The sequence below is a fragment of the Nocardia carnea genome, from assembly GCF_029869215.1.
GTDB classification, from domain to species: Bacteria; Actinomycetota; Actinomycetes; order Mycobacteriales; family Mycobacteriaceae; genus Nocardia; species Nocardia carnea_B.
In genome coordinates this window covers 6,274-29,648 of record NZ_JARWPM010000152.1, presented here as the reverse complement: position 1 = coordinate 29,648, position 23,375 = coordinate 6,274, and the positions used below count along the sequence as shown (strand labels likewise).

12 protein-coding genes and 2 pseudogenes are annotated in these 23,375 nt (G+C 69.5%); 4 read left to right on the top strand and 10 right to left on the bottom strand.

The window, feature by feature from the left end; all coding sequences use genetic code 11:
• Positions 1–253 (top strand): annotated as a pseudogene (locus QH276_RS10230) (hypothetical protein); the annotation flags it as partial.
• Here the strand turns inward: QH276_RS10230 and QH276_RS10225 are convergent.
• Entirely contained in the window at positions 250–777 is a 528-nt protein-coding gene (locus QH276_RS10225) for a hypothetical protein (protein WP_280398070.1), read from the bottom strand. The pseudogene QH276_RS10230 and the gene QH276_RS10225 sit on opposite strands and share 4 nt — an antisense overlap.
• A 485-nt stretch (positions 778–1,262) precedes the next feature.
• Here QH276_RS10225 and QH276_RS10220 point away from each other — a divergent pair, with 485 nt between their 5' ends.
• The 3 genes and pseudogenes from QH276_RS10220 (at position 1,263) to QH276_RS10215 (ending at position 1,986) form a co-directional block, all read left to right on the top strand.
• Positions 1,263–1,712: a hypothetical protein gene (locus QH276_RS10220; RefSeq protein ID WP_280398069.1), complete on the top strand. Its 450-nt coding sequence runs from the start codon at positions 1,263–1,265 to the stop codon at positions 1,710–1,712.
• A pseudogene (locus QH276_RS35515) lies at positions 1,673–1,837 on the top strand (hypothetical protein); the annotation flags it as partial. The gene QH276_RS10220 and the pseudogene QH276_RS35515, both read left to right, overlap by 40 nt.
• Before the next feature lie 14 nt (positions 1,838–1,851).
• Positions 1,852–1,986, top strand: coding sequence for a hypothetical protein (locus tag QH276_RS10215; RefSeq protein ID WP_280398068.1), 135 nt, complete (start codon positions 1,852–1,854; stop codon positions 1,984–1,986).
• Between the two features lie 121 nt (positions 1,987–2,107).
• Here QH276_RS10215 and QH276_RS10210 read toward each other — a convergent pair whose 3' ends face one another.
• The 9 genes from QH276_RS10210 to QH276_RS10170 all read right to left on the bottom strand — a co-directional run bounded on the left by QH276_RS10210 (position 2,108) and on the right by QH276_RS10170 (position 23,317).
• Entirely contained in the window at positions 2,108–3,067 is a 960-nt protein-coding gene (locus QH276_RS10210; RefSeq protein ID WP_280398067.1) for an alpha/beta fold hydrolase, read from the bottom strand.
• 419 nt (positions 3,068–3,486) lie between these two features.
• Positions 3,487–7,863 carry an amino acid adenylation domain-containing protein gene (locus tag QH276_RS10205; RefSeq protein ID WP_280398066.1) on the bottom strand — a complete coding sequence of 1,459 codons (4,377 nt, stop codon included), beginning with the start codon at positions 7,861–7,863 and terminating at the stop codon, positions 3,487–3,489.
• Positions 7,860–12,842, bottom strand: coding sequence for a non-ribosomal peptide synthetase (locus QH276_RS10200; protein ID WP_280398065.1), 4,983 nt, complete (start codon positions 12,840–12,842; stop codon positions 7,860–7,862). Before QH276_RS10200 ends, QH276_RS10205 begins: the two co-directional genes overlap by 4 nt.
• A complete protein-coding gene (locus QH276_RS10195) occupies positions 12,829–13,683 on the bottom strand; it encodes a 3-hydroxyacyl-CoA dehydrogenase family protein (protein ID WP_280398064.1) in 855 nt (284 codons plus the stop codon). The genes QH276_RS10200 and QH276_RS10195 overlap by 14 nt, the downstream gene beginning before the upstream one ends.
• Positions 13,680–18,050, bottom strand: a complete 4,371-nt coding sequence (locus QH276_RS10190) for a condensation domain-containing protein (protein WP_280406705.1) — start codon at positions 18,048–18,050, stop codon at positions 13,680–13,682. Before QH276_RS10190 ends, QH276_RS10195 begins: the two co-directional genes overlap by 4 nt.
• A complete protein-coding gene (locus QH276_RS10185; RefSeq protein ID WP_280398062.1) occupies positions 18,047–20,896 on the bottom strand; it encodes an HAD-IIIC family phosphatase in 2,850 nt (949 codons plus the stop codon). The genes QH276_RS10190 and QH276_RS10185 overlap by 4 nt, the downstream gene beginning before the upstream one ends.
• Positions 20,893–21,894, bottom strand: a complete 1,002-nt coding sequence (locus QH276_RS10180) for a 3-oxoacyl-ACP synthase (protein ID WP_280398061.1) — start codon at positions 21,892–21,894, stop codon at positions 20,893–20,895. Before QH276_RS10180 ends, QH276_RS10185 begins: the two co-directional genes overlap by 4 nt.
• Positions 21,891–23,036, bottom strand: a complete 1,146-nt coding sequence (locus QH276_RS10175) for an acyl-CoA dehydrogenase family protein (RefSeq protein WP_280398060.1) — start codon at positions 23,034–23,036, stop codon at positions 21,891–21,893. Before QH276_RS10175 ends, QH276_RS10180 begins: the two co-directional genes overlap by 4 nt.
• On the bottom strand, positions 23,033–23,317 hold the full coding sequence (locus QH276_RS10170; protein WP_280398059.1) for an acyl carrier protein: 285 nt from the start codon (positions 23,315–23,317) through the stop codon (positions 23,033–23,035). Before QH276_RS10170 ends, QH276_RS10175 begins: the two co-directional genes overlap by 4 nt.
• Positions 23,318–23,375 lie beyond the last annotated feature (58 nt).

Here is a 23,375-nt window from a genome sequence, read left to right as displayed (position 1 = left end):
CTGGCGCAATGCGCAACTCCCTCCCGAACAGCGGGCGATGATTCTCGTGGACTCCGAGACAGGGCGCGAGGTCGAACCGGTGGTCAGCGATCCGGTGTCGGGTGCTTCGGTAGCGGATCCGCGGTTCGTCTTCACGGCAGGACCCGCGGCCGGGCCGGAGATGCGGGCAAGATACCGCGACAGATCCGCTGAGCCGGCGGCTGTGGGTGTACCGGGCGACGGCCGAGACGGCGGCTGCCCCGGTACGGCTTAGTCGAGGAAGTAGGCGTCGACCTTTTCATCGGAGTCCAGGATCTCTTCCGAAGCCACGCCGAGTTCCGCCGCCAGCTCGGCCGATCCGATGAACGCGACCCGCACGTCGGGTGCGAAGGCTTTCTCGAGCAGTCCGAGATAGTCCGACATGCTCTGGTCCAACTTTTCCAGTATGGATTGGTACTGCGCGGTGAGTTGCCGGTCGAGCGTGCGCTGTTCGTCGAGGTAACGCTCGATCAGTGCCGTCTCTCGCTTCGTCAGCGACCATGCGACGGTTTCATATTCGGGATACTTCTCGAGGTGCACAGCGATGGCACCCAATGAGAATCGGCCACCCGCTGCGACGAACTTCTGCTGGATCTCGACACTTCCGCGTATCAGGTCGACGGGTCCGTTGTCGTTGACCCGCCGGTAGTCGGCCTCGTGGCCGAGGATCTGCCTTCGGGCATTGCCGATCCCGACCTCGGCGATCTCGGCGATGAACCCGTGCATGCCACGCTGACCGCCACGGTTGGCGGCGACCACCTCGAGATCGATCTTCCTGACGGCCTCGTCGACGCTGGTGAGCGCGTCCTGAAGGTTCTCGTCCTGCCGATTCAGCGCGCTCAGCAGGTTGGTCTATGCGGAGCTGGTTGAGATAGCTCACCCAGGAAGCAACCGCCTGCTCCTGGATGCTCGTGACGAACCCGGCAGCGTCACTCACTCTCGGGGCCCTGTTCGACGCGCGATGGACAGTGGCAGCCGGATCCGGCTGGATCACCAGTACACGGGATCGGAGGAAACGACGTGGTGTCCATCGAGAAGTAGCGATGTGGTTTTGAAGCGAATGTGATTCTGTTCTCGGTTCGCTTCGGATCGATGGACAGGTGTGGCAGTGGTGGAGCAGGAGTGGCCGGCGGAATCCGGACCCGCCGTGGGAGACGGGTTGTACTGTTGGACATGCGGGTCGACGCCTGCCGTGCGGGCGACTATCCGAGGTCATCAGGGACTGCTGGTGAAGATGAGGGTTCTTGAAGCGGGACGAGATCTTCGGCCGGGACTGCGGGTTGGCGGTGTTCCGTCAGATGCAGGGGGACAGTTTGTGGCAGGGTTGGTGGAGCGCGCTGTGCGCGCTGATCAACCCGGTGGTGCTGCTGAACAATCTCGGGGAGCGGGCCGAACTGCTGCGGCTCGGTGCGCCGGTTCCCGGGGCGCCGCATACGCCGCTGGACCCGGGTAAACCGTTGACGCGCCGGCCGCAGATCATCGGGATGGTGATGCCGGTGATCTGGGTATCGAGTTCGATCCTGGGGGCGTTCGTCTCACCTCCAGCGGAGGACGCGGCGGCGGGGTCGAGCACGGCGCGCATGACAGCACCGGTCTACGTGCCGCCCGCCGCGCCGGCGCCTATGGTGGGTACGCGCCGTATGGTGGGCCCGGCGTGCCGACCGTGGGGTCCTCGGTGCCGTACAGCGGGGTGAACGGGATACATACAGCTCTGCCCGGTGAATGCGTCCGGAACAGGCACGCACCCATCGAGATAGATGACGACGCCCCCGATATCGTCATCGTCGCGTGCACGGACCCCGATGCCCAGGCGCGGGTTCTCGGGTCGGTCCCGTGGGCATGGGCGAGTTGTTCTGCGGGAATCAACACCCGGAGGCGGATGTGGTCTACACCGAGGAGGCGGCGGGCGGTTACGGCTACAACCCGGCGTCGAGCGGGCTCACGGTGTGCCTGGACCTGTTGAACTGAGGCCACGTTCGCCCGCGACCGCATCGGGCGGCGCCGCACTCACACGGAAGTCACCCGTGGAAAGACCGTAGGCGTCGCGGCGCGGTGGCCGACCAGCGCTCGAGATATCCCCGCGGCTCGGTCAGCTCTCCGGCCGCAGGAAATCGAGGAGCGCGGTATTCACTTCGCTCGGCCGCTCCTGCTGCACCCAGTGCCCGGCGCCATCGATCATGACTTCGCGGTACGGGCCGGTGACTATCTCGGTGATCCGCTGCCGAGGCGTGTTGCGTAGGGCGAAGTCGGCGGTCCCGGCAAGAAACAGGGTGGGCACCCGAATGGTCGAGATGGGAGCGTCGGCGAGGAGGTGCCAGTTGCGGTACCAGTTGAGGCCACCGGTGAATCCCGTACGTGTGAATTCGGCTATGTAATAGTCGATGTCGTCGTCGGTGATCCAGTCCGGGGTTCGGTCGGGTTCGGGGAGCCGTTCGATGAATCCCTGCGGGCCGGGCGCCGAGAGGCGGCGGGTGGTCGCCTGGTCGCGGGGGTCGTCGCCGTCGCGCAGGCCGCTGAGCATGCGGCGGATGGCGGTGGCGGGGTCGCTGCCGAGTTCGGTATCGGCCGGTCCCACCTGCTGGAAGTAGAGCATGTAGAAGAAGCTCTCGCCGAAGCGTCGTGCCAGGATCTGCATCGGCGGTGCGGGCGGCCTCGGAGTAGGAGGCACGCTCAATACCGCGAGGGCCGAGATGCGATCCGGATGTAGGAGTGCGAAGCCGGCGGCGACGGTCGCGCCCCAGTCGTGGCCGATGACCACCGCCTTTTCCACACCGACATCGTCCAGCAGGCCGGTGAGGTCTGCGGTGAGGTGGGCGATGTCGTAGGCCTCGACCGGTTCGGGTCGGCTCGAACCGCCGTATCCGCGCTGGTCGGGGGCGAGGACGTGATAGCCGGCCGCGGCGAGTTCGGGAATCTGGTGCCGCCAGGAGTACGCGAGCTCCGGAAATCCGTGGGCCAACAGGATGACCGGCGCCCCGGGATCCCCGGCCTCGGTCAACCTCAGCGTCACACCGTTGGTGTGGACCAGGCGTTGGTGACTGCGATACACCCACTCAATCAACCACGGCCGGACGGCCGATGGTGCGCGCTCAGAGGTAGTGGATCGGGTCGGTGGGCGGACTGCCCGCAGCTCGCGACCGTGCTCGGCGAGATCCGGGTCCAGGCCATGCCGGTGGCCGGCCGCCCGCGTTCGAGCCGAGCTCTGCGCGACCGACTCATCGCACTGGTGATCAGCACTGCCGAGAGCAGGCCGCATGCTGCCTCGCTCGAGCAACGCGTCCACGAGGCGCTGGACCGGATCGCAGTCGATAACAGGGCCACAGTTTCGGGAAGGTATGTCACCGGGCCCCCGCAGTGTCGACCTTTCCTCATCGGCCCTCGGGCCATGTCACCGGATCCGCTACCGGGGCCCGGTCATGACGCCTCCGTCCGGCCGGATCCAGAGCATCCGCCGATGCGCCGGGTCGCCTAACCGTTCGATAGTGCGGTGATCGCGGACCGCAGGCCGCGTGCGAGCGCGGTGATGGTCGTGGCCTCCCACAGCGGTGCGGCGTAGCGGATCTCGCCGTGGATGCCGGCCGGCTCGCCGCCCGGGCCGATGGCCTCGCCGAGTTGGATGAGGATCTCGAACTCCGCTCGTTGCGGCGGCAGTGCGCGCAGCCGGACCTCGATATCGCCCGCGCCGCCCGGGACCGGGATATCGCGGAAGAACGTGGTGACGACCTGGGGCAGTGGGCGGTCCGGTCCGGTGTGGGCGGCCGTGGCTCGTTCGAATGGGTAGTGCCTGTTCTCGTGGGCTTCCAGGATGCGGTCGCGAATCTGGTCGATCAGTTGTCCGGCGGCCGGTGCTGCGGTGCGGTCGGTGCGAATCAGTACTATCTCGGCCGCACAGCCGAGCATCGTGTCGAGTTCGGGACGATCGCGTCCACTCGATGCCGTGCCGATGACCAGATCGGGTCCGGCACCCATCTCGGTGAGGGCGTGGACGAGGGCTGCGTGCAAGACGGCGTAGGTGGTCGCCCCCCTGCGGCGGGCGGTGTCCCGCACCGCGGCGTGGGTGGCCGCGTCGAGGGTGAACGGCACCAGCGCCGCCGGGTATGCACCGGCAGCGGACCGCGGGTGGTCGACGGCCAGCGGTGGGGTGTACTCCAGTCCGGTCAGCCGGTCACGCCAGTACCGCGCGTGGGCGGGATCGCCGCCGTGTTCCCCCAACCATCGTGCGTAATCGGCGAACTGGACCGGCGCCGCCGGCCAGCCGGGTGCCGTACCCCCGGCGCGTGCCAGGTAGGCGAATTCGAATTCGCGGAGCAACAGTGCCAGTGATTCGGCGTCACCCGCGCAGTGATGCAGGATCACGAGCAGAACGTGATGTTCGGGCGTCAGCCGGTACAACCGCACCCGCAGCGGCGCCTCGGTGAGCAGCCGGAAACCTCGGTCCAGCTCCGCTGTCAGCAATCGGTCCAGGTTCTCGACGTCGGTGATCTCGCGGTAGTCGACAGCGTCCTCGTCGAATGCCGCGATCCGCTGGATCGGCCCCGCAGCGGTGAAAGGCAGGGTGGTCCGCAGTATCTCGTGCCTGCGCACCACATCGCGGATTGCCGCGCGCACGCTCGCCGCGTCGAGTGGGCCGATGAGGTCCACGGCGGCGGGCATCAAGTAATCGGCGGCGCCGTCGCCGAGATAGTTGACCGTCCAGAGTCGCTGCTGGCTCGGTGCGAGTGGAATCGCGTCATCGGGGCGGGAAGCGGTCCCGTCGCTCTCCCGATACGCGACGGCCGCTGATTCCCGGTCGGCGGCGCCGGGATCGCCGCCGCGATCGGCGATGCGCCGCTCCAGCGCGGCGACGGTGGGCGCGTCGAGCAGATCGCGCGGACTCACTACGACACCGAAGGTCCGGCTCGCCGCCGCCGCGAGCCGGATCGCGGCGAGCGAGTTCCCGCCGATACGGAAGAAGTCGTCCTGCACGCCGACCTGCTGCTGTCCGACGGCGTCGGCGAACAGCCCGGCGAGGATCTGCCGGCGCGGTGTCCGCGGGGGCTCCGCGTCGGCGGCGGCGGGCATGGTCAACGCGGTCCGGTCGACTTTGCCGTTGGCCGTCAGCGGTAGGGCGGGAATCTGCACGATCACGGCCGGTAGCAGATAAGCGGGCAGGACCCGCGCCAGCCGGTTCCGCATCACCGCGGTGTCGATCGGTTCGGCGGCGACCACATGGGCGACCAGGCTTTTGCCCGCCGCCACCCGGTGCGCCGTGACGACCGCCGCGATCACCCCCGGCATATTCCGGATCGCGTGTTCGATCTCGCCGGGCTCCACGCGGATGCCGTTGACCTTGACCTGCCGGTCCCCGCGGCCGAGGAACCGCACGGTGCCGTCGGCGCCCCAACTGCCGTGATCGCCGGTGCGGTACATCCGCGACCCCGGGGCGCCGAAGGGGTTGGCCGTGAAAACGGTTGCGGTGCGGCCGGGCATCCGGTGATATCCCTGTGCGAGACCCGCTCCGGTCAGATAGATCTCACCGACCATGCCCGGCGGTACCGGGCGCAGCAAGGTGTCGAGAATCAGTACCTCGGTGCAGTCCACGGCTCGGCCGACCGGAATCGCCTCGTCGGGCAGCGGTCCGGTCGGAATCGAGTAGGTGGTGGCGTAGGCGGTGGCCTCCACCGGACCGTAGATGTTCACAATGGGCAGTGCGGGCGCCGCCGCGCGCATCGCGCGCACGGTATCGAGAGGCAGGATGTCCCCGGCAGTCGACAACGTGCGCAGCCGGCCGAGGCTGTCCGGTATATCGTCGGCCAGTACCTGGAACAGCCCGGTTGCCAACAACGCTGCAGTGACCTCTCCCGCCCGCAGTACCTGGCGGAAGTCTTCGGCCCCGAGCCGGTCCGGTGTCGCGATCACCACGGTGTGCCCCTGTAACAGCGGCATCCAGAGTTCCCAGACGACCATGTCCCAGACGTGTGGCGAATGCATCAGCATTCGTGCGTATTCCGGCCCCGCGGCGATCCGGTCCACCGCACGCGCCACCATCGCCCGGTGCGTGGCGAGTACACCTTTCGGTGCGCCGGTCGATCCGGAGGTGAACATCAGCCAGGCCGCAGCGTCGGCGGGTACCGAGCCGGCCGGTGTGGCCGGCACCGGCTCGGCGGTGTGGGAGATGCTGCGCACCAGCGCGATATCGTCGACAACGAGTTCGGTGCCGGTGTGGGCCAGTATCCAGGCGACACGGTCGGGTGGGTCCTGCTCGTGCAGCGGAACGCAGATCGCGCCGAGCCGCAGCAGAGCCAGCGCCGCGACGACCAGCTCCGGGGTGCGCGGCAGGCGCAGACCCACCGGTGTCCCGAGTCCGACACCGTGCCGGGACGCGAGGTGGTGGGCGAACCGTTGCGAGCGGACCTGCAGTTCGCGATAGCCGATATGCGCACCCTCGTACCAGAGCGCATGGCGTTCGGGGTGCCGGCGAACGACCGAATCGAAGACCTCCGCGATCCCGCGGTCCGTCACGCCCGCCGGATCCTCGTGCGGGCTACGCGGCACGACCACCGCGGGCGCGCGGGACAGCCGACCGGCGGGCGTCTCCGCGCACGCGGCCGCCACGTCGTTCATCGCGGTCAGGAAGCGGCTGTGCAGACCGGCCAGGGCCGCGGGAGCGCACCGATCGGCGGTGGTGTCCATATCGATGCGCGGCGGCCCGTCACCGAGATAGACGGCGATGCCGAATGCCTCGGTGTATCCGCTGGATGCCGGGATCAGCCGGGCCACCACGTCACCGAAGTGGATAGCGGGTGGAGCGGGCAGGATATTGAGTACGGGGCCGGTGATCCGGTGCTCGCCGCCCGGGGACGTGCCGTCGGCGAGCAGGTCGAATCGCCGGTAATGCTGGTGACGCAGTACCGTTCGCAGCTCCGCCTGTGTCGCCGCGGCGAGTGCGCCGATGGACGCGCCGGGATCGACCTCGACGCGCAGTCCGACAACGTTCGAGGTCATCCCGAGCGCGCGCCAGGAGCGTTTGGCCGGTACCGGCAGACCGAGGACCACGGTGCGCGCACCGGAGTCGGCGTGCAGCAGCAGCGCCGTCGTCGCGGCCAGCAGGGCCGGCGAGTCCACGCCGAATCGCGCTGCCGCCTGCTCGAATTCCCGCCAGTCGTGGTCGCCGGGACTGCCCGAGTGCCGTATCGGCCCGGACGCGCCGACAGCGACAGGCGGATGGGTGAACATCGGCGCGTCGGGCAGCCCGGCGAGCCGTCCGGCCCAGAACGCGCGGTCGTCGGTGAACCGGCGCGAGGCGCGATACCGCCCGTCCTGCTCGACATATCCCGCGACAGTATCGGCGAATTCCGGTGCGGGCGCACCATCGAGCAACGCGGTGTAGGCCCGCGCGACCGCCCGGATGAGCGCCAGCGACGCGGCGCCGTCGAGGACGATGTGGTGGGCGCGGAGGGCCCAGAGGTGGCCCGCCGCACCGAGGTCCAGCAGATAGTGGGCGAACAGCGGTGCGACGGCCAGGTCGAAGGCCGGTGGTGCGGCGCGCAGGTAGGCCAGTGCCGCCTCGACCGGGTCGGATGCCGCACCGAAATCGCCTCGGTGCAGGATCCATTCGGTGCAGTCCTCGATCACCTGACGTGGTTCGGGGCCTTCGGTGTCGAGCCGGACGCGTAAGGTCTCGGCGGCCGCGACGACACCGCGCAGCGCGCGTTCGAACAGGCCGGGATCGATGCGCCCCCGCAGATGGACGTAGCCTTCCAAGCGATAGCGATGGTCGGCGCCGTTCAGGGTGGTGTAGGCCCAGATCTCCTGCTGCGCGGCGGTCAGCGGGAAGTCGATCCGGCACTGCGTCGTCTGCGTCATCTCTCTCCGTTCGCGCCGTCGGCGGGCAGGGTCGCGACCCGTTCCAGTTCGGCTTCCAGCCGGGCGATCATCCGGCGCGCCAGATCGTCGTCCAGCAGATCGCGGTGCCAATTCAGTGCCACTGTCAGCCGGTCGCGCGGCCATACCGTCGCGGTCAGCGGAAACAGAGTGATCTCCCGTGACGACAGATCGGTCAGCACCAGATCACCCACGGTGATGGGGACCGGCGCGATGTCGACCGGATACGACTCGAACACCAGCAGCGTGTCGAAGTATTCGCGCACCGGAATGCCGGCGGCGGCCTCGATCTCGGCCGGCCCGAGATGGTGATGGTCGAGTAGCGCCGCCTGCTCGGCCTGCAGCGCTCGTAGACGTGCGCCTATCGGCCGGTCGTCGCGGCGGCGCACCCGCACCGGCACGGTGTTGATGAACGAGCCGACCGCGGCGTCGATGCCGGGGATATTCGCGGGCCGTCCGGAGACCACCGCGCCGAACACGATGTCGTCGGACCCGGTGAGACCACTCAGCACCGACGCCCACGCGTACTGCAGGACGGTGTTCAGCGTGACACCGGATGCGGCGGCAACACCGGCCAGCTCGGCGGTGCGCCCGGCCGTCAGCGTCACCAGGTGTTCGGTGTGCGACCGCACCGGATACCTCGGTACGGCGCCCGGCGCGGCGACCAGGGTCGGCGCGGCGAGATCGTGCAGGGCAGCGCGCCAGGCCGCGGCGGCGGCCTCCCGGTTCTGCGCGGCCCGCCAGCGCAGGAAGGCGGCGAACCCGTCGTCCACCTCGTCCGGGGAGTTCACATCGAGTGCGTAGGCGCTCAACATGTTTCGCATCAGGATCGGCGCGGACCAGCCGTCGAACAGCAGCCGGTGATTGGTCACCGACAGCACCCAGCGGCACTCTGCGGTCCGGATCAGCAGGAATCGGATGAGCGGCGGCGTCTCCAGGTCGAATGGGCGCACCTGTTCCGCGGCCAGGACATCATCCAGTTCGGTGCCGTGGCCGCGCAGGTCGATTTCCCCGACCTCGATCGGCGCGGTCGCGACGACGAGCTGACGCCACCGGCAGCCGCCGTCCCGGACGAACGCTGCCCGCAGCGCGGAATGCCGATCCACGACATGCTGGGCGGCAGCGCGCAAACGGGCGAGATCGGGAGTTCCTTCGCAGGTCAGCACCACCTGGAGGGTGTGGACTTCGGGCCCGTCCACGGGTGCGAGGTCGGCGAACTTCTCCTGGATCGGTGTGAGAGCCCGGATATCGCACAATCGGCCGTAGTCGCGCTCCCAGCGATCGATCTCGGATTGCCGCAGCCCGGCCGGAGTGAAGTCCGAGGGTGTCCACCCGCCGGCGGCCGGCTCGGCCGCGTGCCGCGCGAGGGTGCGCAGGATCGTCCCGAACAACTCGGCGAAGTCGTGGACGCGGTCGGGGCCGATCAGGGTTTCGGGGAACGAGAAGCCCGCGGTGAGCCGATCACCGACGACTGCGGTATCGATCGCGAGGGCCACCTCGGCGGGGAGGCCGGAGGCGATCGCATCTCGGTTGCTTGCGCGGGCAGCGGGCAGCCACGGGCCGTTCGCCGCGGAGATCGCGCCCAGATACGTGAACGACAGTTGAGTGGTCTCGGCCGGCAGGTCGACACCGGTGTCGAAGTAGCGCAGCAAGCCGTAGCCGATGCCGCCCTCGGGTACGGCGAGTAGTTGTTCCTTGACGGTTTTCACCGCCGCGGCGAGGGCGCGTCCTCCCACGATCGCGTCCGCGATATCGATACCAGCCAGGTCGAAACGGCACGGATAGGCTGCGGTGAACCAGCCGACCGTACGGGCGAGATCGGCGCCGGGCACGAGATCTCCGTACCGGCCGTGGGATTCCAACCGCACGGGGACGACGGCGCTGTCACCGCCGCGCCACGCGACCATCGCCACGGTCAGCGCGGTCAGCAGGACAGTGTTGGTATCGGTGCCGTAGCGCGGGGGCAGCGTGGTCACGGCGGCGGAGGTCGTGGCCTCGTCGAATTCGACGACGATGCGGCGCATCGTCGAAGGGCCGTCGATACGCGGATCGAGCCGGCGATCGGTGAACAGTTGATCGGGCCCGCGCAGCAGCTCTCTCCAGCGGTCCCCCTGGGCGAGCAGATCGCCGTCCTCTGCTCTGTCGCGCAGCGCATGTGCCCATCGCCGCATCGAGGTGCCGGTGGCGGGCAGCCGCGGCGACCCACCCGACTCGAGCCGGGCCCACGCCGCGACGAAGTCCGGGAGCAGTATGCGCCAGGACACACCGTCCACCGCGATGTGGTGGATCACGACAACGAGGAGCCCACCGCGATCGCCGCGGCCCCGATCGAGCCAGACACACCGCAGCACAATCCCGTTGGCCGGGTCGAGGCGGTCGATCGCGGCCTTCGTCTCACGAGCGAGGATCGCGGCCGCTTCGGCATCGTCGGCCGACGAGATATCGACGCGCCCGAGAACCGACCCGATCTCGAAGGATCCGGGCGGGTCGGCGAAGAGGCGCCATTCGCCGCCCGCGTCGCGGTATAGCCGTGCGCGCAGCATATCGTGCCGGTCGACGACCGCGCCGATCACCTGACGCAACGTGGCCGCGGTGAGGCCCACGGGCAGGTCGAGCACCATATGCTGGGCATACCGGTCGAACGGCACGCGACCGGCTGCGGCGCGCTCGATGAGCGCGAGGACGGCCGGCGTCGGTGGTATTTCGCCCACCCCGGCGCCGGGTAGTTCGGCGAGCATATGCCGCTCGGGTGCTCCCGTCGTGGCGAGTGTGGACAGCCCCGCGACGGTGGGCCGTTCGAAAACCTGCGCCGGGGTGACGTGGACGCCCCGCGATTTCGCCCGGGAGACCAGAAGAATCGACATCACACTGTCGCCGCCCGAGCCGAAGAAGGATTCGTCGACTCCGATCCGGTCCCGGCCGAGCACCTGCCCGAACACCTCGGCCAATATCTGCTCCACCGGCGTCGACGGCGCGCGGTACGGGATGTCCTGTGGCACCGGATCGGGCAGTGCCGCCCGGTCCACCTTGCCCGCGGTGGTGGCGGGGAACGCCTCCAGCACGACGATATCGTCGGGCATCATGGCGGCCGGGAGGACGCGGGACAATTCCGTGCGGAGGGCGTCGGGAGCGCAGACCGCGCCCGCTACCGGCACGACATAGCCGAGGATCCTGCCGTCGGGACGCAGCGTCGCCACCGCCTGCGCGACCGTCGCGCGCGCCGAGAGCGCGGCCTCCACCTCGCCCAGTTCGATGCGTACGCCGTGGCGTTTGACCTGGAGATCGGCTCGGCTCCGGTACTCCAGCAACTCGGTCGCCGCATTCCACCGGACGATATCGCCGGTGCGATACAGCCGGGCACCGGGTTCGAAAGGGTCCGCGACGAAACGCTCGGCCGTACGCGCGGGCTCGCCCTGATAGCACCGCGCCAGCTGTACGCCCCCGAGATACAGCTCGCCGGGCAGCCCGTCGGGAACGGGACGCAGCCGCGCGTCGAGTACGTACGCCCGCGTATTCGTGGCGGCCGAACCGATGGGTATCGACGCCGTGTCCTGCACGTCCACCGGGTATCCCGTGACAGCGCCGGTCGTTTCGGTCGGCCCGTAGAGGTTGTGCAGCCGCGCGGGGGTCGCCGCACCGAAACGTTGCGCCAGGCCGGGTGTGAGCGTCTCCCCGATGGTCAGTACGCGGCGGACGCAGGCCGGAAACTCCGGCACCACCGTGAGGTGGTTGCTCAGTGTCGACGGCACGAATTGAAGGGTCGTCACCCCGTGTGCGGCGATCAGCCGGGTCAGTTCGGCCGGGTCGGTATGCGCCGACGGCGGTGCGATGGCAAGGGTCGCTCCGGTACTCGCGGGCCAGAACAGCTCCCAGATCGAGACGTCGAAGGTGACGGGCGTCTTCTGCAGGACGGTGTCGGTCTCGTCGAGGCCGATATGCTCGGTCATCCACCGCAGATGGTCCACCACTGCCGCATGCGGGACCGCGACCCCCTTGGGCACGCCGGTCGAGCCGGACGTGAACATGAGATACGCCAGATGGCCGGAGCGCAGCGGCGCGTGCCGGTCGGCATCGCACAGCGGGGTGCCGTCTCCGTCCATCTCATCCGGCTCGTCGAGGTAGTGGACGGGCACGGTATCGGTGGTGAAGCCGGCGCCGCGCGTGCTCAGCACCAGCACCGGCTCGGCCACGGTCAGGATTCGATTCAGCCGCTCGGCCGGATGACCCGGTTCCAGCGGCAGATACGCACCGCCCGCCTTCAGCACCGCATACACCGCGACGACCGCTTCGATCGAACGGGCCAGCGCAACGCCGACCACCGTATCCGGCCGGACACCACGCCGGACCAGACTGCGCGCCAGACGATTCGCGCGGGTGTCCAGCTCACCGTAGGTGACCGATTCCCCGCCGTACACCAGTGCGATCGACTCGGGCGACCGGCGTGTGATCGATTCGAAACCGGTCAGAGTCGTAGCGTGCGGGTCCCGGGCGCGCACCGGGCCGCCGCGGCGCAGAATACGCGCGCGTTCCTCCTCGGCGAGGAGATCGACCCGGGCGACCGGAGTTCCGGGAGCGGCTACGAGTTTCGCGAAAAGACCTTCGAACGTAGGCAATTCGGCTTCGGTCACCCCGACTTGCCACCCGCTGTCCTTGTCGTGCACCGCGGTCGGACATTCCGGTCCGGCAGGCCCGGTCGGGTGCTGCCGGAGCAGCGCCCCGACCCGGGTGGCGATGCTGCGGAAGTCGTCACGAACCGCCACTGTCACGCCGATTTCGATCGCGGTGGCACCGGACCGATAGCCGACGGTCACCCGGTCCGCGCCTGTCCGGCGATGCGTGTACACCGCCAGCGCGGCCAGCACGACCGCCGCTGTCCCCCCGCCGCTGCGCCGGGCCAGCGCACCCAGCCCCGGCGTCTGCTCGAGCGGGCGGTCGAGTGTGCTCGTCTCAAGGGTAGGCATGGAATCCCCTTCCCGATTTGCGGCCCAGATGCCCGTTCTCGACCAGCGTGGCCAGCACGTCCGGTACGCGATAGCGGCCGTCGCCGGTGGTATCGCGCAGCACCGCGAGCGTGTCGGCCACATTGTCGAGGCCGATCAGATCGGCGGTGCGCAGTGGTCCCATCCGATGGCCGAGGCAGCCCTCGAACAAGGCGTCGACCGTGGCCGCGTCGGTTCCGGATTCGGTGACAGTGGCGGCTTCCGCGATAGCGAGCATGAGCACCCGGTTGATGACGAAGCCCGGACCGTCGCCGACCACGATGCCGCGTTTGCCGAGTGCACTCAGGAAGCCGAGCGCGGTGGCCAGGGTGGCGGGCGCGGTCTGCGCGGTGGTGATCACCTCCACCGCCTCGGTCAGCGGCGCGGGGTTCATGAAATGCAGTCCGAGCATCCTTTCCGGCCGAGTGGTGCGGGTGGCCAGATCGGTGATGGGGATGGCCGAGGTCCCCGACGCGAACACCGCCGACGGCGCGCACACCCGGTCGAGTTCGGCGAATACGCGGTATTTGAGTGCGATTCGCTCCGTGACGGATTCGATAACGAAGGTGGCTTCGCGCAGCTCCTCGACATGCTGCGACCACCCGATGCGGCCGGTGATCTCGGCGAGCTCGCCGGGGCCCGGACCCCGGCCCAGCAGCACGCTCGAACGCAGCGCCGCGCGGATACCGCGCCGGGCACGTTCGGCAGCAGCCGGATCGGGATCGACCACGGTGACGGGCATACCCGCTTCGGCCACGCACTGGGCGATACCCGCGCCCATCGTGCCCGCGCCGATCACCCCGACCCGATGCTGTGCGGTCACCGGTGGACCTCCTGTTCGTCCTGGACGGCTTGGATGCCGAGCACGGTGTCGTGCACCGGTTCGTCCGGTTTGCCGATCGCGGCCCGCGCCAGCGCGACCAGTTCGTCGGCGATGGCCTCGGCGGAGGCCCGGTCGAACAGTGCGGTCGCGTAGTGCAGGCGCAACTCGGCGGGGTCGGGCGCCCAGGCGAGCGCCAGTTCGGTCGCGACGCCCGCCGGCACGACTCCCGCGTGGCCGAGGTAGCGCAGGGGCGTCGCGCCGGTACCCGCGACCGACTGCGCCGAGCCGGCGCGCAACGTCCGCCAGGTGGTGTTCCGGCGGACGGTCACGATGATGTCTCGTGCACCCGCGGGGCCGTCGGGCAGGCCGATACGCAACCGATCACCGCCGCTGTACCAGGCGAGTAGAACCGTATATGCGTCGAACAGTGTGGTCTCGAGGGGTTCGAGGTCGGCACGATCCAGCTCTATCGCACGCGTGACCACGTCGTATTCCATGATGTTCCCCGCGCGTGGTCGATCGGTGGGGATCGATGTCGTCACATCCGAGTCCCGCCGGGGTCCGGCGATCAGCGCCTCGATGGGCGGCGCGCCGGCGTCCGACACCATCGCCGTCAGGATCTCCAGGAACGCGTCGCCGAGCGCGGCCACCGTCTGCGTGGTGAACAGTTCGGTGCTGAACTCCAGGCACGCGCCGATATCGCGTGGGACGCTGTCGGTGTATTCGAAGGTGATCAGGGTCAGGTCGAATTTCGCAGTGCCGGTGGGTAATCCGCCGAATTCGTTTCCTGCGGCGTGGTCGAGATCGAACAGTTCCGCGCTCGCCTCGTCGATCCGCTCCATACGTGGCGTCACCTGGTGGATGTAGAGCACATCGAACAGCGGTGTGCGCGACAGGTCGCGCTGCGGAGCCACAGCATTGACCACCCGGTCGAACGGGATCTCCTGGTGTTCGAGCGCATCGAATACGACCGAGCGCACCCGGGTCAGCAGCTCCGGCAACGTGGTGTCGGCGGTGAAGTCCGTGCGCAAGGCGACCGTACTGTTGAAATAGCCGATCAGATCCTGGAATTCGCTACGGCCGCGTCCGGTGGTCGGCGTGCCGACGACGATATCGCGTTGGCCACTGTGCCGCGCGAGAGTCAGATAGAAGGCGCTGAGCAGGACCACGAACAGCGAGACCGATGAACGGCCCGCCAGCGCACGCAGATCGGTGAGCAGCTGCGCGGGGATGGTGAACGGATGCAGATCGCCGGCACAGGTCTTGCGGTCGGGTCGTGGAAAATCCGTGGGCAGCTGTAACACCGGCGCGTCGGCCAGCGTCTCGCGCCAGTAGTCGACTTCGTGGTCGAGCGCCGAACTCGCCAGTAGTGCGCGATGCCAGGCCGCATAGTCGCGGTACCGGATCGGCAGTGGCGCGAGGCGGTGCGCGCGGCCCTCGCGCCGCGCGGCGTAGAGCTCCGGCAGCTCGCGGGCGAGAATTGCCGGTGTCGCGCCGTCGGTGACGGCGTGATGGCAGGTCAATTGCAGTACATGGGTATCCGGTCCCACGGTGATGAGCAGTACCCGCAACAGCGGGTCCACGGCGAGATCGAACGGCTCGGTCGCGGCAGCACGCACGAGGTCGCGGGCCGCGGCGTGCGGATCGGGTTCCGCGGAGACGTCGACGCGGCGGACGTAGTCGTCGAGCCGATCACGGATGCGCAACACCGCGACGCCGTCCACCTCGGCGAAGTTGTACCGCAGGGTCTCGTGACGCTCGACGAGGTCGTCGAAGGTCCCGTGCAGCGCGTCGGGATCGATCGGCCCGCGCAACAGCTGGACGACCGGGTAGTTGTACAGCGTCGTCCGCGGATCGAACTGGTGGTGGAACCACATCCGTTCCTGGCCCGAGGACATGACCGGTTCGTCGTGCGCGACCAGGGCCGGGATCGGTGCCCGCGCGGCGCCGGCGGTGCGCCCGGTCGCGAGAAGCTCGGCGAAATCGGCCAGCCGGGGACGCTCGTAGACGTCGAGTAGTTTCGGCCGGAAGCCGTAGGCCTCCTCGATCCGGTCCACCAGTTGTACCGCGATCAGCGAATTGCCGCCGAGGGCGAAATAGTCGGCATTTTCGTCGATTTCGTCGTCGGTGTACAGCAGTTCGGCGAGGGTACGACGCAGCCAGCGCACCGGATCGGAGTCGTCGCGCGGCGTGGCGGACACAGCGGGCGCAACGGCGACGGCCGCCGAGGCACGGGGCAGGCCGACCCAGCAGCCGGATTCGCGCATCGGGTGGCCGGGCAGACGTATCCGGCGGGCGTGGCCGGGCGCGACGGCCGGCCAGTCGAGGTCGATACCGTATTCGTACAACCGGCCCAGTAGTTCGTCCAGATCGGCGGTATCGGCGGTTGCGGATACTGTCTCGGCCTCCGGTACGGCGTCGGTGATGAGCGCGGCGAGCCTCCCGTCCCGGCCGGGCTCCACGAAAACCACCGGTCCCGAGGCCATGAGGGTGCGCACCGCGTCGAGGAGCCGGTCGCTGTCGATAGTAGGGGCCGCGGCGGCGAGTTCGGCCGGTTCGACCCTGTCACGGGAGCCGAGCAGGTACCGGGCGGCGAAGCGTGACGATCCCGCACTCAGCAGTGCCGCGAGCCGGACCCCGCATGCGGTGAGTCGTTCGTGCACCGCGATCTGCCCGGCCAGCACCGACGCGGTCGTTCCGCTGGCGGGCAGCTCGGGGGGCACTGTGGGTGACTGCGCCGCGACGGTGCCGGCCGGGCCCACGGGGACCGGAACGGCGTCGGGAGACAACAGCAGCACCACGCGCGGCGCGGTCGGCACGCGGTGCGCCCGCACCGCGGCCTGCTCCAGCGCCTCGGCGAGTTCCGCCGTGTCCGAGGCGGTGACGGCGACCCGGTGCTCGTACTGGTCACGGCCGACGGTGAGAGTCGCGGCCACTTCGTCCAGCCCGGCATCGGTGCTGCGCACCGCCGCGGCGAGCCGGGCGCACAGCTCACTCAACGCCTCGGGCGTACGCGCGGAAACGCCGATCAAGTGGGCGCGGCCCGACGGCGGGGTGGCGGGCACCGGCGGAGCCTGCGACACCACGCAGTGCGCGATACTGCCGCCCAGACTGAAGGAGCTGACTCCGGCGGCGCGCACCCCGTCAGCGCTCCACGGGCGACTCTCGGTCACCACGTCGATACCGGCGGCCACCAGGTCGAAATCGCCGGTCGGCCGGGTGAAATGCAGCGAGGGGAACAGTTGCGCCTCCGATACGCTCAGCACCGCCTTGACCAGGCCGGCGATACCGGAGGCATGGTCGAGGTGACCGATATTCGTCTTCACCGAGCCGATGGGCAGACCGGGGCCGCCACCGAAAACCGCGCTGATCGATTCCAGCTCCACCGCGTCACCGAGCCGCGTCCCGGATCCGTGGGTTTCGAGATAACCGGCCGCGCGCGGATCGAGTCCCGCAGCCTCCCACGCCTTGGCGATGACGGCGCTCTGGGCGGCGGCGCTGGGTGTGCTGAGGGTGGCGGCGGCCGCGCCGTTGTGCCGGGTCGCGCTGCCGCGGATCACCGCGTGGATCGGGGCACCGTCGGCCAGTGCCCTGGCCACCGTGGTGAGCAGCAGGATCGCACCACCCTCGCCGTTGACGGTGCCGTCGGCGTCGGCGTCGAATGCGCGGCAGACACCGGTGGGCGACATGATCTCGGAAAAGCTTCCCCCACCCCAGGACGGAGTGCCGTGCACCCGCACGATCACACCACCGGCGAGTGCGTAATCGGCGTCCCCGGAGCGTAATTCGCGGCAGGCGTGGTGCACCGCCACCAGCGCGCTGTTGCATCCGCTGTCGACGCCGAAACACGCGCCGGTGAATCCGAACCGGTGCGCGATACGCGCCGGGCCCGCGAAGGTGGCGTTTCCGAGCAGGCTCAACGGACCGGGGTCCACCGCGGCGGAGTGGTAACTCGACTGCGCCGCACTCAGCGTGACGGCGGTGACCGCCCGGGCCAGCCGCCGCGTGGTGTATCCGGCGTCCTCGATCGCGCGCTGGGCCAGCAGCAGGGCGAGCCGTTGCTGCGGATCGGTGACACACGCCTCCCGGCGGGACATCCCGAAAAAGCGGTAGTCGAATCCGTCGATCTCGGTGAGGTGCCCCATCGGCAGGTACGTGACGGTGTCGTCCAGGCCGGTGGCGGTGATCCGTTCGGGCGGCATCGGCCCCACCGAGTCGCGCCCCGCGGCCAGGTTGGCCCGGAATTCCGCGAGGTCGGCAGCGTCGGGGAAGCGCGCACCGATACCGACGATGGCGATATCGGTATCACGCGCGTGGGTGGTGGCGTGGCTGCCGGGGTCCGGCACGGTGTGCTCCTGAGGGGTCACAGCTCGAAAGCTCGAATGGGGTCGGGTGCCGAAGGTTCGGCCGGCACCGCGGCGCCGGCCGCGAGCGCATCGGCCTGGTCGCGGATCGTGCGCAGATCGAACAGCTGACCGACGCGTATCGCCCCCGGCCGGTATTGCTCGAGCAGCAGATGCAACACGACTACCCGGTGCGAGTTGCCACCGATCTCGAAGAACGAATCGTCGAGATCGAAGTCGTCGTGTGCGAGCGCGGCGGACCACAATTCGGCGATCTCGCGTTGCCCGGGGGTCCACTCGGCGCGCGACGGCCCCGGCAGCGGGGGATCGGCGGCCCTGGCCAGCAGGGCGGCGGTGTCGAGCTTGCCCGCCGCGGCGATCGGAATCGTGTCGATCGGCACGAACCGGCTCGGCACCTCCAGCGGCGTGAGCCGTTCGGCGCAGTGCCGGGCCAGTTCGCGGCGACCGGGCGGCGCCGTGCCGTCGGCGGGCACGATGAACGCGACGAGGTCGTCGATCTCGTCGCGGGTGTGCACCACGGTCACCGCGTGCGCGACCCCCGGATGGGTCTCCAGCACCGCCTCCACGGCGTCTCGTTCCACCCGCGCGCCGCGTATCTGTACCTGGCCGTCGGCGCGGCCGAGATAGTCGATATCGCCCGAGCCGGTGAGTCGCGCGATATCGCCGGTGCGATACATCCGCGCGCCGGGCTCGCCGGCGAACGGGTCGGCGACGAAACGAGTCGCGGTCGCGCCGGGACGCCCGGCGTAGCCCATGGTGATCTGGTCTCCGCCGATATACAGCTCGCCGATGTCTCCGTCGGTGGTCGCCGTCAGCTCCGGCCCGAGTACGTGCGCGGAATTGCCCGGTAGCGGCCGGCCGATGGGCACCCTCGCGGTATCGGTGACAACGTGCCATACGCAGGTCACGGTTGCCTCGGTGGGGCCGTACTCGTTCATCAGGACCGCGCCGGGCAGCAGTTCGCGATGCCGGGCGGCCAGCGACGAGGACAACGTCTCACCCGCGAGCGCGACCACCGTCGGCGCGGCGGCCGCCGCGGCCAGAATCGGCAACAGTAGCCGGTAGTACGACGGTGTGGCGACCAGGTGAGTCACCCGTGACCCCGTCACGAGCGCACCGACCGCCGCGGCGTCGGGCAGCTCGCGGTGGGTCGGCACCACCACAGTCCCGCCCCGGGTGAGGGCCCACGGACCGAAGAGCAGTGCGGCGTCAGCGGTGAGCGGGCAGGTCGACAGCGTCACGGGCGCGTCGCCTTCGCACGGATAGTCGCGTCCGGAGATCATCGCGGCCAGGTTGCCGCGGCTGACCACGACTGCTTTGGGTGCGCCGGTGGATCCCGAGGTGGTGATGACGTAGGCGGGCGCCGACGCAGGAGGCGACGCGGGTAGCGGGCCGGCCGGTGAGGTCGCGCCCAGCGGTACCAGGGCGGGCCGGGCAGACGCGGGGGAGAGCAGTGTCTCCACTTCCCCGTGCGGTGTAGCTTCCGCGTGCTCGTCGAATATCACAGCGGTACACGTCAAATCGTCGACCAGTGCACGTATCTGCGCGGCGGATCGGCCGGGTTCGACCAGACACCACGCCGCCCCCGCGCGTAGTGCGGCCAGCATCGCCGCCACCGTCCACATGTCCTGCCGTAGCAGACACAGCACCACGTCTCCGGGACGCACACCCGCCCCGACCAGACGCCCGGCGAGCGCGGCGGTGCGGTCGACGAGTTCGCGATAGGTGAGGGTTTCCCCACCGGAGATCAGCGCGCACCGATCCGGGAACTCGGCGGCCCGCCGCAGCAGGCCGCCGATCAGATCGCCGGGCGGCCTCGGCGCATCGGCCGGCCGTACCAGCACATGAGCGCCGTGGGGCGCCACGGTGCGTCCGTCGTGACCGAGCAGCACCCGTTCCGGGCCTTGTTCCAGCACCTTGAATCCCGCGAAGCGCAGTGTCACGACCATGACCCGGTTCACCTCGGTCGGCACGAACTCCGCGACACAGCGCTGCCCGCGCGCACTCGCCCGCTCGACCAGATGCGCCAGCAGCGCGCCACCGACCCCGCGCGACATCACCCGGCAGGACATGAGCATCAGCAGCAGTACCGCATCCGTGCCGCGCACCTCGGTGACCGCGAGCCCGATCACGCCGTACTCGCCGAACCGGTCGCGCAGGGTCGCGATCAGCACTTCATGCGCGGGATCCGCGCTCAGCTCCCGCAGCTGCCCGATATCGAAGGTGCGGCCGGTCGTGTTGAGCTGGTGAGTGCGCACCGTGAGTTCGTGCGCGCGGTCCAGATCCGCCTCGCGCGCCCGGCGCACGGTCATCACCAGCCCGAGCCCGCGCAGGAATTCGGCATCCGAACCGGCGAAGGACTGCTCGCTGGTCCGTCTGCGCGCTTCGGCACGGTAGCGCTGCCTGCGCTCCCGTGCGTCGCGGGTGACGACCGCCGGGCTGAATTCCGCGAGATCCGGTAGGTCCGTTACGTCCTCGGCGGCATAGCACCGCACCTGGGGCAGGGCGGACGCCACTTCGGCGCGTTCGACCGGATCGTTGTCGACGAAGGCGACGGTATCCAGGCCGATGTTCAGCGACTCCGCGATCCGGCGCACCGCCGCCGATTTCGGTTCCCAGCCGATCTGCGTCGCGCAGAACATCTCCTCGACGCCGTGCGCCGCCAGATGCGCGAGCGCCGGAGTGGGCTCGCCGCGGCTCGCGACCGCGTGCACGATGCCACGCTCGTCCAGCAGTCGCAGCGCCCGGCGCGCTTCCGGACGCGGTGCGCGGGCGTCGCCTTCCAGCACCACACCGTCCCACAGGGTGTCGTCCAGATCCCACACCAGGCATTTCACGATCGAGTTCATGAAGACATCCCTTCCGTGCCGCCGTCAGGCAGGCGACGCAGCAGACTGGTGCTCCACGCCGCGACCGGGCTGCTGTTCAGTAACAGCAGGTGATCCCCCGGCGCGCGCGTCCGCGCCGAGAGGTCGAGGTTGACCAGCACATCCGCCGAGCCGAGATGACCGAACCCGGCGAGATTGCGGTGGCAGGCGGGATCGATGCCGACGCCGAGCGCCTCCTCCCAGAAGGCGAACGCGCCGGCCGACAGGTTCTGCATCAGTACCGAACTCAGATCGTCCAGACGTAATCCGTTGCGGGACAACATTTCGTCGTTCATCGCAGTGAACCGATTGCGGCTTTCGACCGCGAGCCGGAAGCTGTAGGTGGCCTCGTCGGCGCAGGTCTCACGCCACTGATCCGACGGCAGGTCGCGGTAGTCGATCCGGAACAGGTCCGCGTAGCGGCCGTCACTGCGCACCTCGTGGTCGACCAGCTGATACAGGCCCTCGGGTCCGGTACCGAGTACAACGGCGGCGGCTCCGTCGCCGAGGATCGTCATCGGCGCGCGATAGCGGAACCGGGTCGGCGCGGTCGCCGCGGCGACGACGAGTACGGTGCGGCACCGGGTGTTCCCGCGCAGCAACGCCGCCGCGAGGGTGAACGCGGCCGAGATCGATACGCATCCGAGCTCGCCGATCCCGGTGACGAACGCGCGATCCGCGCCGAGGCGCTGCTGCAGGCGCGTGGCTTCGGAGGCGAGCAGGTAGCGCGGTGCACGCCCACCGACCACCAGCAGTGCGTCGAGTTCGCTCGCCGCCAGCCCCGCGCGGTCGATTGCCCCGCGGGCCGCCTCGGCGGCGAGATCGTGTTCCGTGGTGTCGCGAGCGCAGCGCACGGAGGTGATGCCGAGTGACAGCGCGTGTGCGCGCCGAGCGGGCGGCAGTTCCGAAAGCTCGGCGAGATCGGCTATCGCGACGGTGGATTCGGGGAATGCGGTCGCGACCGGTCCGAGAGAGATCATGAATGTCGCCGTCTGCTCTCCGGCGCCAGGGCCGCCGCGGCGCGCGATTCCCCGACGGACCGCAGCACGAACTCGCCGAGATCCTGTTCGGCGATCTCGCGCGCGCCCTCGATGATCTGCATGACCTTGGCGTCGCGGTAGAAGCGGCCGGTCCGGTTCCCGGGGGCACAGCCCGCGGCACCCAGCATCTGCACCGCACGCTCGCTCGCCGCGCACGCTGCCTGGGCTGCCGCGTATTTCGCGGCGATGGTGGTGAGGTGCGCGGTCGGCTCGCGGTTGTCGCGGTCACCGGCCGCGCGGACGCACAGCGCCTCCGCGCCCGCCACGTCCACCCAGCTGCGTCCGAGCACGGCACGCACCGACTGGTGGTCGGCGAGCCGGGTATCGCCTTGGACCCGGTCGTGTGCATATGTCGCGGCATCGCGCAGGCACGCCCGCGCCATTCCGGTGCAGCCCCACGCGATCGTGTACCTGCCGTGGTCGAGTGCGGTTCCCAGCACATGCGACAAGCCGAAACCCGCTCGGCCGAGGATGTTCCCGGCGGGCACCCGCGCCGCTTCGAAGGTGAGGTGCGCGATGCGCGCGCCCCGCATGCCCAGCTGATCGGTCACCGGTTCCACCTGCACGCCGGGCTGGTCCCGCTCCACCAGCGCGGCGACCGGGCCGTCGTCCGATCGCCCCACCACCAGCACCACATCGGCCAGCGCTCCGAACGTGATCCACAGTTTGCGGCCGGACACACGTCGCTCGGGCCCGGTACCCGTGAAACGGGTGGTGATTCCCGAAAGGTCACTGCCGGCCCCGGCTTCCGTCGCCGCGAGAGCCGCGACCAGCTCACCGCCGGTCAACCCGGGCAACCAGTGCGTACGCTGCTCGGGGGTGCCCCAGCGATCGATCGTCGCAGTGACCAGGCCCTGCACCGTGAACAACGAACGCAGCGACGTGCACACCGTGCCCAATTCGGCGGCCGTGCGGCCGGTGGCCGCCGCGTCCGCGCCGCGACCGCCGTAACGCACCGGCCGATCCATACCGAGCACGCCCGCTTCTGCTGCGGCGCCGACCATTTCACGAGGCATCCCCGTGCGGTCCCATTCGGCCGCACCCTCGGCGGCGCGGCGCAGTAGAGACTCCAGCCGGCTCACCTGTCCGCCCCCAGGCCGGCGGTGGGACCGCATTTGCGGGTAACGAAGGCGGCCGTCCGCCGCGCCGTCCGGAAATTGTCCAGGTCCAGGTCGTCGATATCGATCTCGATGTCGAAAGTACGCTCGAGATAGGCGACGATCTCCAGTGCTCGAAGCGAATTCACCAGACCCATGCCGAAGTAGTCGTCGTCCGGTCCCAGCCGGGTGTCCGTTACCACTCCTAAATACCGCATCAATCGCTCCACCAGATCCGGATGCGGTGGGGTACCTTCGTCGCTCATTGACAGCCCGTCCTCGCCTGGACATCACCAGCCGGTTATCCAGGCGGAAAGCTATCAG